13 protein-coding genes and 1 pseudogene are annotated in these 16,345 nt (G+C 67.4%); 7 read left to right on the forward strand and 7 right to left on the reverse strand.

Annotated elements, in window-relative coordinates:
- Positions 1-34: 34 nt before the first annotated feature.
- Positions 35-649 carry a type II toxin-antitoxin system PemK/MazF family toxin gene (locus tag VXD91_RS00815; RefSeq protein ID WP_318985506.1) on the reverse strand — a complete coding sequence of 205 codons (615 nt, stop codon included), beginning with the start codon at positions 647-649 and terminating at the stop codon, positions 35-37.
- 50 nt (positions 650-699) lie between these two features.
- Between VXD91_RS00815 and lepA the strand changes: the two are divergent.
- Positions 700-2,591 (forward strand): annotated as a pseudogene (lepA, locus tag VXD91_RS00820) (translation elongation factor 4).
- 55 nt (positions 2,592-2,646) lie between these two features.
- On the opposite strand, the gene mddA reads toward lepA, so the two are convergent.
- The 3 genes from mddA to VXD91_RS00835 form a co-directional block, all read right to left on the reverse strand.
- Positions 2,647-3,408, reverse strand: a complete 762-nt coding sequence (gene mddA / locus VXD91_RS00825) for a methanethiol S-methyltransferase (RefSeq protein ID WP_346414392.1) — start codon at positions 3,406-3,408, stop codon at positions 2,647-2,649.
- 310 nt (positions 3,409-3,718) lie between these two features.
- Positions 3,719-5,533, reverse strand: a complete 1,815-nt coding sequence (locus VXD91_RS00830) for a family 2A encapsulin nanocompartment cargo protein cysteine desulfurase (RefSeq protein WP_346414393.1) — start codon at positions 5,531-5,533, stop codon at positions 3,719-3,721.
- Positions 5,520-6,443 carry a family 2A encapsulin nanocompartment shell protein gene (locus VXD91_RS00835; protein WP_346414394.1) on the reverse strand — a complete coding sequence of 308 codons (924 nt, stop codon included), beginning with the start codon at positions 6,441-6,443 and terminating at the stop codon, positions 5,520-5,522. Before VXD91_RS00835 ends, VXD91_RS00830 begins: the two co-directional genes overlap by 14 nt.
- A 327-nt stretch (positions 6,444-6,770) precedes the next feature.
- Between VXD91_RS00835 and VXD91_RS00840 the strand changes: the two genes are divergently transcribed.
- Positions 6,771-8,009, forward strand: a complete 1,239-nt coding sequence (locus tag VXD91_RS00840) for a thioester domain-containing protein (protein WP_346414395.1) — start codon at positions 6,771-6,773, stop codon at positions 8,007-8,009.
- A 61-nt stretch (positions 8,010-8,070) separates the two neighbouring features.
- Here VXD91_RS00840 and VXD91_RS00845 read toward each other — a convergent pair whose 3' ends face one another.
- A complete protein-coding gene (locus tag VXD91_RS00845; protein WP_346414396.1) occupies positions 8,071-10,104 on the reverse strand; it encodes a glycoside hydrolase family 15 protein in 2,034 nt (677 codons plus the stop codon).
- Positions 10,105-10,216: 112 nt separating this feature from the next.
- Between VXD91_RS00845 and VXD91_RS00850 the strand changes: the two genes are divergently transcribed.
- The 5 genes from VXD91_RS00850 (at position 10,217) to VXD91_RS00870 (ending at position 14,560) form a co-directional block, all read left to right on the forward strand.
- Complete coding sequence (locus tag VXD91_RS00850) at positions 10,217-10,411, forward strand: hypothetical protein (RefSeq protein WP_346414397.1); 195 nt, start codon at positions 10,217-10,219, stop codon at positions 10,409-10,411.
- A gap of 333 nt (positions 10,412-10,744) precedes the next feature.
- Positions 10,745-11,785, forward strand: a complete 1,041-nt coding sequence (locus VXD91_RS00855) for a sulfate ABC transporter substrate-binding protein (RefSeq protein WP_346414398.1) — start codon at positions 10,745-10,747, stop codon at positions 11,783-11,785.
- The gene (gene cysT / locus VXD91_RS00860; RefSeq protein WP_346414399.1) at positions 11,782-12,666 is read left to right on the forward strand and encodes a sulfate ABC transporter permease subunit CysT; all 885 of its coding nucleotides are present in this window, start codon (positions 11,782-11,784) and stop codon (positions 12,664-12,666) included. Before VXD91_RS00855 ends, cysT begins: the two co-directional genes overlap by 4 nt.
- Positions 12,663-13,475: a sulfate ABC transporter permease subunit CysW gene (gene cysW / locus VXD91_RS00865; RefSeq protein ID WP_318985331.1), complete on the forward strand. Its 813-nt coding sequence runs from the start codon at positions 12,663-12,665 to the stop codon at positions 13,473-13,475. The genes cysT and cysW overlap by 4 nt, the downstream gene beginning before the upstream one ends.
- A gap of 23 nt (positions 13,476-13,498) precedes the next feature.
- Positions 13,499-14,560, forward strand: coding sequence for a sulfate ABC transporter ATP-binding protein (locus VXD91_RS00870; protein ID WP_318985330.1), 1,062 nt, complete (start codon positions 13,499-13,501; stop codon positions 14,558-14,560).
- Between the two features lie 87 nt (positions 14,561-14,647).
- Here VXD91_RS00870 and epsC read toward each other — a convergent pair whose 3' ends face one another.
- Both epsC and cysK read right to left on the reverse strand, forming a co-directional pair.
- A complete protein-coding gene (gene epsC, locus VXD91_RS00875; protein ID WP_318985329.1) occupies positions 14,648-15,244 on the reverse strand; it encodes a serine O-acetyltransferase EpsC in 597 nt (198 codons plus the stop codon).
- A gap of 35 nt (positions 15,245-15,279) precedes the next feature.
- A complete protein-coding gene (gene cysK / locus VXD91_RS00880) occupies positions 15,280-16,215 on the reverse strand; it encodes a cysteine synthase A (RefSeq protein WP_318985328.1) in 936 nt (311 codons plus the stop codon).
- Between the last annotated feature and the right edge of the window lie 130 nt (positions 16,216-16,345).

Consider the following 16,345-nt stretch of genomic DNA (forward strand, 5'->3'; position numbering starts at 1 on the left):
GGAGAGGGGTGGCTCGCGGGAAGGGGGCTCGGGGCTAGCGCCAGGAGTAACTGGCGCGGAGGCGGGCGGCGATGATCTCGAACTTCTCGCGGTCGAGGATCGCGCCTTCGCGGCGGATGCCTTCCTCGGGCACGTCGAGCACGCGGTCGAGGCGCACCCAGCTGGCGCGACCTTCGTAGTCCCAGCTGCCTGATCCGATGCCCACCCAGTCGGCGTCGCCCTGGTGGCGGTCCTGGCTGGACAGCATCAGCCCCAGCAAGGTGCTGCGGTCGCGGCCCACGACCAGCACCGGGCGGTCCTTGCCGCGCGTCGGGTCGTCTTCGTAGACGACCCAGGTCCAGACGATCTCGCCCGGGTCGGCCTGGCCGTCCAGGTCGGGGGAGTAGACGATACGACGGGCGCGGTGCGCCGTGGGGACGATGGTCTCGGTGATCGGGCGCCCGGCGGTGATGGCCGCCTGCGTTTCCGTCGGGACGGCGCCGAGCGCCGTCAGGCCCACCTCGATGCCGAACCGGATGCCCTGCTGAATGGTCCGGGACAGTCCGTCAGGCTGCTGCAAGGTGCGGATGAGTTTGGGCGCCTCGTTGAACACCAGTTGTTCCGCCAGACGCTGGAACGTCCTCCACTGCGACGCCATGGCATCGAGCATAGGGGAGTTTCCGGGCCGCGATTTAGTCGCCGGGGTCCTCGCTAGATACCCTGGTAGCCGCGCGTGATACGCGCAGACCCATCGTCACCAGGAGATTCCCATCAGCAGTTTCGCCGACAAGACGTTCACTGCGCCGGCGCAGATTCGGAACTTCTGCATCATCGCCCATATCGACCACGGCAAGTCCACCCTGGCCGACCGCATGCTGCAGCTCACCGGCGTCGTCGACGACCGGTCGATGCGCGCGCAGTACCTGGACCGCATGGACATCGAGCGTGAGCGCGGCATCACGATCAAGGCGCAGAACGTCCGGTTGCCCTGGAAGGTCGGTGACGAGGAGTTCGTCCTGCACCTGATCGACACCCCGGGCCACGTCGACTTCACCTACGAGGTGTCGCGCGCGCTGGAGGCCTGTGAGGGCGCCGTGCTGCTCGTCGACGCCGCGCAGGGCATCGAGGCGCAGACCCTGGCCAACCTGTACCTGGCGCTGGACCGCGACCTGACGATCATCCCGGTGCTCAACAAGATCGACCTGCCGGCCGCCGACCCGGACCGCTACGCGGGTGAGATCGCGCACATCATCGGCTGTGAGCCGTCCGACGTGCTGCGGGTGTCGGGCAAGACGGGTGAGGGCGTCAAGGAGCTGCTCGACGCCGTCGTCAGGCAGATCCCGGCACCGACCGGCGATCCGGACGCGCCGACCCGCGCCATGATCTTCGACTCGGTCTACGACATCTACCGCGGCGTGGTGACCTACGTCCGGGTGGTGGACGGCAAGATCGTCCCGCGCGAGAAGATCGCGATGATGTCGACCGGTGCGACGCACGAACTGCTCGAGGTCGGCATCGTGTCGCCCGAGCCCAAGGCCTCCGAGGGTCTCGGCGTCGGCGAGGTGGGTTACCTCATCACCGGCGTGAAGGACGTCCGTCAGTCCAAGGTCGGTGACACGGTGACGACGGCCCGCAAGGGCGCCACCGACGCGTTGACGGGCTACCGCGAGCCCAAGCCGATGGTCTACTCGGGCCTGTACCCCGTCGACGGGTCGGACTACCCGAACCTGCGCGACGCCCTCGACAAGCTCCAGCTCAACGACGCGGCTCTGACCTACGAGCCGGAAACCTCTGTGGCCCTTGGCTTCGGCTTCCGCTGCGGCTTCCTGGGTCTGCTGCACATGGAGATCACCCGCGAGCGCCTCGAGCGCGAGTTCAACCTGGACCTGATCTCCACGTCGCCCAACGTGGTCTACCGGGTGATCAAGGACGACAACACCGAGATGGTCGTCACCAACCCGTCGGACTGGCCGGAAGGCAAGGTGCGCAGCGTCTTCGAGCCCGTCGTGAAGACGACGGTGATCGCGCCCAGCGAGTTCATCGGCACCATCATGGAGCTCTGTCAGTCCCGCCGCGGTGAACTGCAGGGCATGGACTACCTGTCCCCGGAGCGCGTCGAGCTGCGCTACACCATGCCGCTCGGCGAGATCATCTTCGACTTCTTCGACTCGCTGAAGTCCCGCACGCGCGGCTACGCGTCGCTGGACTACGAGGAGGCCGGCGAACAGGAGGCCGATCTGGTGAAGGTCGACATCCTGCTGCAGGGCGAGGCCGTCGACGCGTTCAGCGCCATCGTGCACAAGGATTCGGCGTCGGCGTACGGCAACAAGATGACGACCAAGCTCAAGGAGCTGATCCCGCGTCAGCAGTTCGAGGTCCCGGTGCAGGCCGCGATCGGCTCGAGAATCATTGCGCGCGAGAACATCCGGGCCATCCGCAAGGACGTGCTCTCCAAGTGCTACGGCGGTGACATCACCCGTAAGCGCAAGCTGCTCGAGAAGCAGAAGGAGGGCAAGAAGCGCATGAAAACCATTGGCCGGGTTGAGGTTCCGCAGGAGGCCTTCGTGGCCGCGCTGTCGACCGACGCGACGAGCGACAAGCCCAAGAAGTAGGGATTTGTGCACGATTTTCCGCGGTCACCGCGGAAAATCGTGCACAAATCGCTGGTTACGCCGCGTGATGCGGGCGTGCTGAGTGGTGGTGCGGGTGCAGCCCGGGGATCATCATGGGCACCTCGTCGCGGTAACTCGCGTACGAGTCGCCGAGGCTCGCCACCAGGTCATGCTCCTCGAGCTGGATCGCGATCAGGATGTATCCGGTGGTGGCGAGCGAGAACATCAGATGCCCCGCCGTCATCGTCGGGGTGGCCCAGAAGGCGATGAGGAAACCCACCATGATCGGGTGCCGCACCACGCGGTAGAACAGCGTGGTCCGGAAAGGCAAGTCGCGGTAGGGCTCTCCACGCCATGCCAGATACACCTGGCGCAGCCCGAACAGATCGAAATGGCTGATCATGAACGTCGAGACCAGCACGATCGCCCAGCCCGCCCAGAACAGGGTGAGCAGCACGTACCGCCCGGCCGGCGCGCTGACGTGCCAGACGACCTGCGGCATGGTCCGCCACTGCCAGAAGAGCAGACCCAACAGCAGACTCGACATCAGCACATAGGTGCTGCGTTCGACGGACGATGCGACGACGCGGGTCCACCGCTGCTTGAACGCCGGACGCGCCATGACGCTGTGCTGCATCGCGAACAGGCTGAGCAGGATCAGGTTGACGATCACGGCCTGCGCGATCGGCGCGCTGATTCCGTGGTCGACGGTGCGCGGCACCACCAGGTTGCCCACGAAGCCGATGGCGTAGAGGAACGAGGCCAGGAACACCGCGTAACACAGCACGCCATAGCCAAGTGTCAGATAGCGCTTCATCCTGTCCTCCGATTCTCGGAATGGTCCGGTGACGCCGTCCGCACCGGTCGACTTGCGCGCAGCGGGGGCCGGGCCCCTAGACGCGGCCTGGATGTCGGGAACGATTGGTGCGGAACAGCGCAACTGCGTCGACCACAACGACGGAGGAGGGGCCGGCCGACAACCGGTCCATGACGTCATACCTGGCGCCGTAGCCCCTGGTCACTCTTTCAATATATTCCTGGCCCAGCAGCCGCGAAAACCCCAATTTCGGACGAAATTGGGGTCTTCACGACTCCTCGGCAAGAGGCGCCAGCGCGCGAAGGGGCCGTTACGGACTGCCCTCGGCGATCCGGCGGACGGCGTCGATGAACACGTCGATCTCCTCGAACGTGTTGTAGAACGCGAACGACGGACGCACCGTCGCCTCGAGTCCCAGGCGCCGCAGGATGGGCTGGGCACAGTGATGCCCGGCCCGCACCGCGATGCCTTCGGCGTTGAGTGCCTTGCCGACTTCGAGTGGTTCGTGCCCGGCCAACACGAAGGACAGCACGCTGGCCTTCTCGTCGGCCGTGCCCACGAGGCGTACTCCCGGAATGGCCGCCAACAGCGGCGTGGCGTACTCCAGGAGAGCGTGTTCGTAGGCCGCAATCCGTTCGATACCAATGCGTTCCACGTACCGGATGGCCTCGCCCAGCCCGACGGCATCGGCGATGTTGCCGGTCCCTGCCTCGAACTTGTTCGGTGGTCCCTGGAACACCGAGCGTTCCAGCGTCACGTCGGCGATCATGTTGCCGCCGCCCTGCCACGGCGGGGTTTCGGCCAGTACGTCCTCGCGCCCGTACAGCACGCCGATGCCCGTCGGCCCGTAGAGCTTGTGCCCGGAGAACACGAAGAAGTCCGCACCGAGTCCGGCCACGTCGATCGGGATGTGCGGGACGGACTGCGCCCCGTCGATGAGCACCCGGGCGCCGTAGCGGTGGCCCAGTTCGACGATGGTCTCGACCGGCGTCACGGTACCCAGCGCATTCGAAACCTGCGTGGCCGCAACCAGTTTGGTCCGCGGCCCCAACAGGTCCTCGAACTCGCCGAGCAGCAGGTTGCCGGCGTCGTCGACCGGGGCGACCTTGATGACCGCGCCCGTCTGCTGCGCGATCAGTTGCCACGGAACGATATTGGCGTGGTGCTCCAGGTGGGTGATGACGATCTCGTCACCCGGTCCCAGGTGCTTGCCACCCCACGAGTAGGCCACCAGGTTGATGGCCTCGGTGGTGCCGCGGACGAAGATGATCTCCTCGGTCTTCGACGCGCCGATGAACCGCCGCACCGCTTCGCGGGCGTCCTCGTAGGCATCCGTGGCTCGCGCCGCCAGCTCATGGGCGGCCCGGTGGATGTTCGAGTTCTCGTGGGCGTAGAAGTACGACAGTCGGTCGATGACCGACTGCGGTTTCTGCGTCGTGGCCGCGTTGTCGAACCAGATCAGCGGCTTGCCGTTGACCGTCTCCTTGAGGATCGGGAAATCGGCTCTGATCGCGTGGACATCGAAGACCTCGTGATCGTCGGGCACCACCGGAACCGGTTCGGCAGCAACGGATTCCGTCGGCGACTGCAGGAAGTAGTAACTCCCGGCATCCTCGGACGGTGCCGGGGCACCGGACCACCCGAGATTCGGAACGGACGGAACCGTCCCGGGCCACGTCGGAGCCGATCCACGGGGCGCGACGGGAGCGCTCGGCGTCCCCGCCAACACCCCCGGCACCGTCGGGACCAGACCCGTCGGCACCGCGAACGCTTCCAACCCACCGACGGGAGCAAGCGGGCTCGCCGCGTTGCCGCGCGGCGCCACCGGCGCGGTGCCCGGTGGAATGCCTTCCGGCCCAGGCGAAGTCGGGGCCGGCGCGAACAGCTCGGGCACCGACACGAGTTCGCCCGCAGTGCCCTGATGGGCCAGGCCGGCCGCAGTGGCGCCGGCGGATGCCGGAGCGGTGACGTCGGGCGCCACCCCGCGCGGTGCCACCTGAGTGGTCACCGGCGGGCTGTCCGGACCGGGCCGGAAACTGGTCGCGAACAGGTGGCTGGCCAGCGCCGACAGGTCGCTGTCACTCAGCGGCTGGTCCGGCCCTGGTCCCAGATCACTTGTACTCATGGAAGTGGTCCACCCCGACGTCCTCCAGGACCGCCAGCGCATCGTCGGTGAGCACCGCCAGCGACGAGTACAGGGTGACCAGGTACGACGCGATCGCCGACCGGTTGATGCCGGTGAAGCGCACCGACAGGCCCGGGGCCTGCTCGCCGACCAGTCCCGGCTGGAACAGGCCGACCACGCCCTGCCGCTCCTCGCCGGTGCGGACCAGGACGAACTTGGTCTTCCCGTCCACGACCGGCACCTTGTCCGACGGGATGATCGGGATGCCGCGCCAGGTGATGAACTGCGCGCCGAACAGGCTGACCACTGGTGGCGGCACGCCGCGACGGGTGGCCTCCCGGCCGAACGCCGCCACCCCGAGCGGGTTGGTCAGGAAGAACGCGGGGGTCTTCCACACCTTGGTGATCAGCGAGTCGAGGTCGTCCGGGGTCGGGGTCCCGCGCAGGGTCTGGATGGTCTGCTCCGGGGTGACCTGCGACAGCAACCCGTACTCGGGGTTGTTGATCAGCTCGGACTCCTGGCGCTCCTTGATGGTCTCGATGGTCAGCCGCAACTGCTGGGCGACCTGGTCGTGGGGGCTGGAGTAGAGGTCGGAGACCCGGGTGTGGATGTCGAGCAGCGTCGAGATGGACCGCAGTGTGTATTCGCGCGGGCTCGTCTCGTAGTCGACGTAGGTCTCGGGCAGCGGATCCTCGTTGCCCGAGCCCTGCTCGGCGTGGATGGCGACCTGCTCGGGGTTGACCACGCGGTTGACGCGGTAGATGCCCGCCTCGACCGGTACCCAGCTCAGCAGGTGCAGCAGGAAGCGCGGGGTGATGGTCGACAGTTGCGGAACTGTCTTGGTGGCATTGGCAAGCTGCCTTGCGGCGAGATCGCCGAGGGCCTGCGACTCGTTCTGCGCAGACGTCATGGGGCTACCTCCGACGGGTCGTGGTGGGGATGCGGCGGCCACGATACGGCTTCGCGGGGGTCTGCACAGGGTTAGCGCGCATCGTGGTTGAAACCCGTCCGACCTCGGACCGCTGTGATGAATTCGGCCGTGGCTTTTCTGTGCGGGTGCCGTATGGTAGGCGGCATGACCCACGACGGATCGCTGCGCATGCCCATGCGGCGCTGCTTCGTCGTGCCGTGTTGTTGTTGTTGATTTTCTGACGCCGGCCCTTTCGCGTTCAGCCCGCCCATCTTCTGGCGGAGCACCTAAACGCGCTGTTCACAGCCTCCAGAAAGCAACACAGCAATGCCCTCCTCTCTGCTCGCCCCCACCGGTACCTCCGTCGCGGTCCGCCGGACCGTGCGCCGCGACGCCGAGATCACCCGGATGACCCGCTACCGCGGTGGCACGTACTCGCCGACCGTCGACACCGTGGTGTTCGCCGACGGGACGACCGCGCGCACCGACCTGATCCGGCTGAACCCGAACATCGACGCGTACTCGCTGGACTTCCTCGGCGTGGCCCCCACCCGGCCGTCGCAGTACCGGCCCGCGAACTGGTCGGCGGTCCCCAACGTGGCGGCGCGCGCCTTCGAGGCCGAGGTGGACTGGATCATCCGCAACTCGTACCCCACGCTGGGCACCGTCGAGTTGAGCCGGCGGGTACGCGGAGCCGGCCACCTCAGCGGTGACGCGCACCTGGCCGAGCACGAGGCCATCGCCGCGACGCAGGCTGCGATCTGGCATTTCACCAACGGCCTGCGCCTGGACAACCGTCCCCTCAACGTGCCGGTCGCGGTCACGCGGGAGCCGGATGCCATCACCTTCGAGTTCGACGGCGAGCCCCAATTGGGCAGCTACACGGTCGAACTGACGAGTGACGCCGCCGTCTCGCTGGTGCTGCAGAAATCGGTCGACGGGACGACATGGCGCGACGTCGCCGCGTCGGGGCTCAACGTCGCGGCGGGCTACGGGCGCCACCGCCGGGGCATCGGCGTCGGGGCCACCGCCTCGGACAGCCGCCCGGGCCGCCAGCACCGCGGGTACCGCTTCTACCGGCTGCAGGTGCTCGCCGACAGCGGGGCATTCGTCGACATCGAAGACGTGAGCTTCACCCTCGACGGATCCGGCAACTACCGCAACGCCGAACGTGTTGTCGCGCTGTACAACCACCTCGTAGCCGGGGCCGAGGCAGCCCGGAGCCTGACGGTGGTGCCCCGACTCATCGCCGACCGCGCGGTGGTGGCCGACGTCGTCGGTCCGTTCCGGTTCGAAGCCACCGACGCGGCCGCGCTGACCGCCGTCGGCGGAACGCTCGTCGACGCGGCGGGCGAGCCGATCACGGCCCCCGTGGTCCCCGGCAGCGACATCTACCTGCGTCCGCTGTCCGGCGCCCGTCGGGTGACCGTCACGGCGAGTGTGCCTGCGGCACAGAACGGTTTCGGCGGCCGCGTCATCACCGGGGTGGCGCACGACAGCAGCCTGACGCCCGTCGCCCTCGCGGTGCCGACGCCGACCGTCATCGACTTCGAGCTCACCTTCTGACCCGTGGGATTTGTGCACGATTTTCCGCGGCCACCGCGGAAAATCGTGCACAAATCACTGGTTACATCGGGGCGTTGGCGGGCTGGAACACCCCGCTGCTGTCGGCTTCCTCTTCGGCGCGGATGACGTGCACGACGGCGTTGATCAGCGCCAGGTGGGTGAACGCCTGCGGGAAGTTGCCCAGGTGCCGGCCGGTGCGCGGCTCGATCTCCTCGGCGTACAGGTGCAGCGGGCTGGCGAACGACAGCAGTTTCTCGCACAGGTGCCGGGCCCGGCTCACCTCGCCGATCTCGACCAGCGCCGACACCAGCCAGAACGAGCAGATGGTGAAAGTGCCTTCCTCACCGGACAATCCGTCGTCGGTCTCCTCAGTGCGGTAGCGCAGCACCAGACCTTCCTCGGTGAGCTCTTCGGCGATGGCCATCACCGTCGCGCGCACCCGGGGATCGTCGGCCGGCAGGAACCGGGTGAGGATCGCCAGCAGCAGTGAGGCATCGAGGGCGTCGTCGCCGTACCGCTGCGTCAGCACACCGCGCTTGTCGACACCGTGGGCCAGGACGTCGGCCTTGATCTCGTCGGCGATGGCGCGCCACTGCTGCGCGTAGGACTTTTCCCCTTGCAGCTCAGCGAGTTTCGACCCGCGATCCAACGCCACCCAGCACATGATCTTGCTGGAGGTGAAGTGCTGTGGTTCGCCGCGCACCTCCCAGATGCCGCGGTCGGGTTCCTTCCAGTGCTTGATCGCTTCTTCCACTTGGTTTTTCAGCACCGGCCAGAGCATCTCGGGAATCTGCTCGCGGGATTTGGCGTGCAGGTACACCGAGTCGAGCATGGTGCCCCAGATGTCGTGCTGCATCTGGTTGTAGGCGCCGTTGCCGATCCGGACCGGCCGCGAGTAGTCGTAGCCGGACAGGTGATGCAGTTCCTCTTCGACGAGGCTGCGTTCGCCGCCGACGCCGTACATCACCTGAAGGGGATGGCGCTCACCGTTGTTGGCGCCGCACACGTCGGCGATGAACGAGAAGAAGTCGTCGGCCTCGCGGTCCAGACCCAGGGTGTACAGGCCCCACAGCGCGAACGTGGAGTCCCGGATCCACGAGTACCGGTAGTCCCAGTTCCGTTCGCCGTGCGGCGTTTCCGGCAGCGAGGTGGTGCTCGCGGCCAGCAGGGCGCCGGTCGGGGAGTACGTCAGGCCCTTGAGCGTCAGCGCGCTGCGCTGCAGGTACGACCGCCACGGGTGGTCGGGGAAGTCGCCGACGTTGATCCATTGCCGCCACGCCTCGCTGGTCTTCCACATCTTGTCCGAGGCCTCGTCGAAGGTCTGCGGCGCCGGGTGCTTGGACCACGAGAGCGCCACGAAAACCTTGTCGCCCTCGGTGAGCCGGGTCCGGGCCCGCGCCTCGTGGCCCTCCAGGCCGATCCGCAGGTTGGTGGTGAGCCGCAGCGTCGGGTGCGCCTCGGGGTTCTTGCCGGCGCGCGCGATCGCCTCGCCGTAGGCCGCGGCCGAGTACTCCCACGTCGCGCTCTCGCGGTGGTAGTCGAACGACGGCTCACAGCTCATGACGAACTCGACGGTGCCGCTAACACAGCGGACGGTGCGCAGCAGGATGTGCTCGGCGTCCCAGTCCATCGGGGTGCGACGGTGTGTGCGGGAACGGGTTTCGATGTCGTGCCACGGTCCCATCACCAGGGCGTCGCGCACGATGGCCCAGCCCGTGTGCGTCTGCCACGTGGTCTCCAGGATCAACGAGCCCGGCAGGTACCGCCGCGCCGACGGCACCGTCACGCCGTAGGGCGCCAAGCGGAAGTGGCCGGCACCGCGGTCCAGGATCGAACCGAAGACGCTGGGGGAGTCCGGACGGGGCACACACATCCACTCCACGGAGCCCGCAGACGAGATCAGGCAGGTGTTCTCGCAGTCGGACAGGAAGGCGTAATCCGCGATGGGCGGGAACGGCGTGCGGACCGCCGTGGAGATCGCACCGCCCGTCAGATCATCGCCCGCGGCGGCGAGGTGGGGAATCCCGTGGCCGTTCGCCAGGATGTGGCCTGGGTCGCTGGATTGGCCCGACTTGTCCGTTTGTGGCAGCACCATTCGCACATCATCGACTGCATCTGCGGTTGGCGTCCACCGAACGCCCTCGCGGGGGCCTGCCGGGTTCGGCCCAACGCGATTCGAAAGGGCGCACACCGTAGGGTGGGAATCGATGAACGGCATTCTGAATTGGTGGGACGGCGTCGAGCTGTGGCTGTCCGGACTGTCGTTCGTGGTGCAGACGATCATCGTGATGCCCGTGGTGCTGGGCCTCGCATATGGCCTGGCAGTGCTGCTCGACGTGGCGCTGGGCTACTCCATCACCCTGCTGCACCGGGCCCGCCACGTCGAGGAGGACGCACTGTGAACGGACTGCCGCAGTCGCGGGTGACGCTGATCCTGGTCCTGCTGGTGGTGCTGGTCATCGTCACGTGGCTGTTGACTCGCTGAGCAGTTGCTACCAGCCGACCTCTGATATTCTTCCCGCCATGCACGCAGCGTCCGGCACAACCGAGGGCCACATCCTGGCTCTCATTGCCGTGGGTACCCGCGCTGTTGCTGACGTCGCCTGTTGTCGCTGACCCGTTTCCGTCCGCGGTTTCTGGGATCGGCGTCGGCTTCTGCTATGCCCACGTGCTGATCAATCACCCTTGCCGTGTGACGGGTAATCCATCCGTAAACCAGCAAGGAAGGTTCATCAATGCACAAGATCATCAAGAACTGGCGGCCCGCCACCGCGGTCGCTGCCGTCGTGGCCAGCACCACGGTGCTCGCCGCTTGCGGTGGCGGCGCGAGTGACACCGCCGGTGGTGGCGGTGCACAGTCGGGTGCCAACACCACCCTCACCCTGGTGGCCTACGCCGTGCCGGAGCCCGGCTGGAGCAAGATCATCCCGGCGTTCGCCGCCACCCCGGAGGGCAAGGGCGTCGCCGTGACCACGTCGTACGGCGCCTCGGGCGACCAGTCGCGCAAGGTCGAGTCCGGCGCTCCCGCCGACATCGTCAACTTCTCGGTGGAGCCCGACGTCACCCGCCTGGTGAAGGCCGGCAAGGTCAGCAAGGACTGGAACGCCGACGCCACCAAGGGCATCCCGTTCGGTTCGGTGGTGTCGCTGGTGGTGCGCAAGGGCAACCCCAAGGGCATCAAGGACTGGGACGACCTGCTCAAGCCGGGCATCGAGGTCGTCACGCCCAGCCCGCTGAGCTCGGGTTCGGCCAAGTGGAACCTGCTGGCCCCGTACGCCGCGAAGAGCAACGGTGGCAAGGACGCCCAGGCCGGCATCGACTTCGTGCGGCAGCTGGTCGTCGAGCACGTCAAGACCCGTCCGGGCTCGGGCCGCGAAGCCACCGACCTGTTCCTGCACGGCACCGGTGACGTGCTGATCAGCTACGAGAACGAGGCCATCAACGTCGAGCGCCAGGGCAAGGACGTCGAGCACGTCAACCCGGCACAGACCTTCAAGATCGAGAACCCGGTGGCGGTCGTGACGTCGGGTCCGCACCAGGACAAGGCCAACGCGCTGAAGAACTTCCTCTACACCGCGGATGGACAGAAGCTGTGGGCGCAGGCCGGGTTCCGTCCGGTCGATCCGGCCGTGACCGCCGAGTTCGCCAAGGACTTCCCGACCCCGGAGAAGCTGTGGACCATCGCTGACCTCGGTGGATGGAAGACCGTCGATCCCGCGTTGTTCGACAAGGAGAACGGCAGCATCACCAAGATCTACAAGCAGGCCACTGGATGACATCCGCAACCACGTTTGACGGCACCCCGGCCCGGCCCGAGTCCACCAGCAACGGTGGCTCGACCGGGCCGGGGTCCGGCGTACGGCACGCATTCGGCACCACGTCGTTGCGCGTGGGGGCGGCGAGCATCTGGCTCTCCGTCATCGTGCTGCTGCCGCTCGCCGCGATCCTGGTCCAATCCGCTCGCGGCGGCTGGGGTTACTTCTGGTCCGCGGTCACATCGAATTCGGCCATCGCGTCGTTTCGCGTGACGCTCGAGGTCTCGGCGGCCGTCGCGCTCATCAACCTGGTCTTCGGGCTGTTGGTGGCGTGGGTGCTGACCCGGGACGACTTCGTCGGCAAGCGACTGGTGGACGCCGTCATCGACCTGCCGTTCGCGCTGCCGACCATCGTGGCCAGCCTCGTGATGCTGGCGCTGTACGGTCCGGCCAGCCCGGTGAATCTGCATCTGCAGCACACCAAGTGGGGCATCGGCGTCGCGCTGCTGTTCGTCACGCTGCCGTTCGTGGTGCGGTCGGTGCAGCCGGTGCTGCTCGAACTCGACCAGGAGACCGAAGAGGCCGCCGCGTCGCTCGGCGCCAACAACTTCGTCATCTTCACCAAGGTCGTACTGCCGGCGCTACTGCCGTCCCTGCTGTCGGGAGCCGGCCTGGCCTTCTCCCGCGCCATCGGTGAATTCGGTTCGGTGGTGCTGATCGGCGGCGCGGTGCCTGGCGAGACCGAGGTGTCGTCGCAGTGGATCCGCACCCTGATCGAGAACGACGACCGTACCGGCGCGGCCGCGATCTCGATTGTGCTGCTGGTGATTTCGTTCCTGGTGCTGTTCGTGTTGCGGGTCATCGGATCGCGGGCGGCCAAGCGTGAGGAGCTGGCGCCATGACTCTCTCGCCACTGGTCCGCTACCTGGCCCGGTACGTGGCGCTGGCCTACATCACCGTGCTCGTCATCGTGCCCGTCGGCCTGATCCTGTGGCGCACGTTCCAGCCCGGCCTGGGGGAGTTCTTCGCCCAGATCACCACGCCGGCAGCCATTTCCGCGCTGCAGCTGTCGCTGCTCGTCGTCGCCATCGTGGTGCCGCTCAACGTGCTGTTCGGCGTCCCGACCGCACTCGTGTTGGCCCGCAACCGGTTCCGCGGCAAGAGCGTGCTGCAAGCGGTGATCGACCTGCCGTTCGCGGTGTCGCCCGTCGTCGTCGGTGTGGCCCTGATCCTGCTGTGGGGCTCGGCCGGCCTGCTCGGCTTCGTCGAGAACAGCTGGGGCCTCAAGATCATCTTCGGCTTCCCCGGCATCGTGCTCGCCAGCATCTTCGTCACGGTTCCGTTCGTGATCCGCGAGGTCGAACCGGTGCTGCATGAACTGGGCACCGACCAGGAAGAGGCGGCCTCCACCCTCGGCGCGCAGTGGTGGCAGACGTTCTGGCGTATCACGCTGCCGTCCATCCGCTGGGGCCTGACCTACGGCATCGTGCTGACCGTCGCCCGCACGCTGGGGGAGTACGGCGCCGTCATCATGGTGTCCTCCAATCTGCCCGGCCAGTCCCAGACCCTCACCCTGCTGGTCTCGGACCGGTACAGCCGCGGCGCCGAATACGGCGCCTATGCCGTGTCGACTCTGTTGATGGCGGTCGCGGTGATCGTGCTGATCGTGCAGGTAATCCTCGACGCCCGGCGTGTCCGGGCGGCACAATAGCTTTTCGATAGGAAGAACCGATCATGAGTGACGAGCAGAAGCAGGGCAGCACTCCCGCCATCACGGTGCGTGGTGCCAACAAGCGGTACGGCGACTTCGCGGCCCTCGACAACGTCGACTTCGACGTGCCCGAGGGCTCGCTGACCGCGCTGCTGGGCCCCAGTGGGTCGGGCAAGTCCACGCTGTTGCGGGCCATCGCCGGCCTCGACACCCCGGACACCGGCACCATCACCATCAAGGGCAACGACGTCACCGGGGTGCCGCCGCAGCGCCGCGGCATCGGGTTCGTCTTCCAGCACTACGCGGCGTTCAAGCACCTGACCGTGCGCGAGAACGTCGCGTTCGGCCTGAAGATCCGCAAGAAGCCGAAGGCGGAGATCCAGGAGAAGGTCGACAGCCTGCTCGAGGTCGTGGGCCTCAGCGGCTTCCAGACGCGCTACCCCAGCCAGTTGTCGGGCGGCCAGCGTCAGCGCATGGCGCTGGCCCGGGCCCTCGCGGTCGATCCCCAGGTGCTGCTGCTCGACGAGCCGTTCGGCGCCCTCGACGCCAAGGTGCGTGACGACCTGCGCAGCTGGCTGCGCCGTCTGCACGACGAGGTGCACGTGACCACGGTGCTCGTCACGCACGACCAGGCCGAGGCGCTCGACGTCGCCGACCGGATCGCGGTGCTGAACAAGGGCCGCATCGAGCAGGTCGGGTCCCCGACCGAGGTCTACGACAGCCCGGCCAACCCGTTCGTGATGTCGTTCCTCGGCGCCGTGTCGACCATCAACGGCACGCTGGTGCGCCCGCACGACATCCGCGTGGGCCGCAACCCCGACATGGCGATCTCGCAGGCCGACGACGACGTCGCGGCCACCGGCGTACTCCGCGCCAAGGTCGACCGCGTCGTCGTCCTCGGCTTCGAGGTTCGCGTCGAGCTGACGACCGCAGCGGACCACACGCCGTTCACGGCCCAGATCACGCGCGGTGACGCCGAGGCGTTGCAGCTCATCGAGGGCGACACCGTGTACGTCCGGGCCACCCGCATCCCGCCGATCGCGGGGCAGACGCAAGAAGTCGAGGCGGTCCTCGCCGGGGCCTGAGCCACCAGGGATCACGCACTGCGGCCGCGCAACCAGACTGGTTGCGCGGCCGCAGTGTTTTGCGTGTTGACCCGGTGGCCGGGTGCGTCAGATGTACATCGCGGGGTCGATGTAGGTTGTCGGGTCGACGGCGGGTTCGCGCTGTTTCTCGGTGCGCGGGCGCACGATCGCTGGAATGCCGGTGGCGATGGAGTCCGCCGGAACATCGTGTGTCACAACGGCATTCGCGCCGATGGCCGAGTCGTCGCCGACGAGGATGGGGCCGAGCACCTTGGCGCCGGCGCCGACGGTCACGCGGTTGCCGATTGTCGGGTGGCGCTTGCCCTTGTTGAGGCTGCGGCCGCCGAGGGTCACGCCGTGGTAGACCATGACGTCGTCGCCGATCTCGGTGGTCTCGCCGATCACCACGCCCATGCCGTGGTCGATGAAGAACCGCCGCCCGATGGTCGCACCCGGGTGAATCTCGATGCCGGTGAGGAACCGCGTCACCTGAGCCAGCACGCGGGCCGGCCCACGCCCGGCCGGCCGGGCCCACAGCCGGTGGGCCAGGCGGTGCGACCAGATGGCGTGCAGGCCGGAGTACACCAGGGCGTTCTCGAAGTCCCCGCGTCCCGCCGGGTCGTGGCTGCGCGCGTTGTCCAGGTCCTCGCGGAGGGTCGAAAGAGCCCCGGCGAACAGCGTCATTTTTGTTTCTTTTCCCGTCGCTTCGCTCGCCCCGGTCAGTCCCGGATGTGCTCGTACAGCGCCGTGGAGACGTACCGCTCGCCGAAGTCGGGGATGACCACCACGATGAGCTTGCCGTCGTTCTCGGGACGCTTGGCGAGCTGCAGGGCCGCCCACACGTTGGCGCCCGCCGAGATGCCGCCGAGGATGCCCTCCTGGGTGCCCAGCTGCCGCGCCACCTCGATGGCGTCCGGGAAGGAGACGTCGATGATCTCGTCGTACACGTCGCGGTCCAGCACCTCGGGGATGAAGTTGGCGCCGATGCCCTGAATTTTGTGCGGCCCGGCCTGGCCGCCGGTGAGGATGGGGGAGTCGACCGGTTCGACGCCGACGATCTTCACATCGGGCTTGCGGGACTTGAGGACGTGCCCGACGCCCGTGAGGGTGCCGCCCGTGCCGATACCTGCGACGAAGATGTCGACCGCACCGTCGGTGTCGGCCCAGACCTCCTCGGCCGTGGTCTTCTCGTGGATCGCCGGGTTGGCCGGGTTGGCGAACTGATCGGCAGCGACGGAGTTCGGGGTCTCGGCGAGAATCTGCTTGGCCTTGGCGACAGCGCCGGCCATGCCTTCGGCACCCGGGGTCAGCACGATCTCGGCGCCATACGCGCGCAGCATCACGCGTCGTTCGAGGGACATCGTCTCCGGCATGGTCAGGATGACCTTGTAGCCACGGGCCGCACCCACCAGCGCCAGCGCGATGCCCGTGTTGCCGCTCGTGGCCTCCACGATGGTGCCACCGGGCTTGAGTTCACCGGACTGCTCGGCGGCGTCGACGATCGCCACACCGATGCGGTCCTTCACGCTGTTCGCCGGGTTGTAGAACTCCAGCTTCGCGACGACCTGCGCGCCGGCGCCATCGGTCAACCGGTTGAGCCGGACCAGCGGCGTGCGCCCGACCAATTCGGTGACATTGGCGTAGATCTTGCCCATCGGTGACCTCTCGTCGGCGCTAGCTTGGTGAAATTGTGGTGCCCGCGCAGGCACCTGCCGAATCTGCTGAATGGCAGGTGTCCCGTCAAGGGTTTCATTCATCACAAAATCTATCTGTTTGCGACAACGC

Source organism: Mycobacterium sp. SM3041 (assembly GCF_039668335.1).
Taxonomy (GTDB): Bacteria; Actinomycetota; Actinomycetes; order Mycobacteriales; family Mycobacteriaceae; genus Mycobacterium.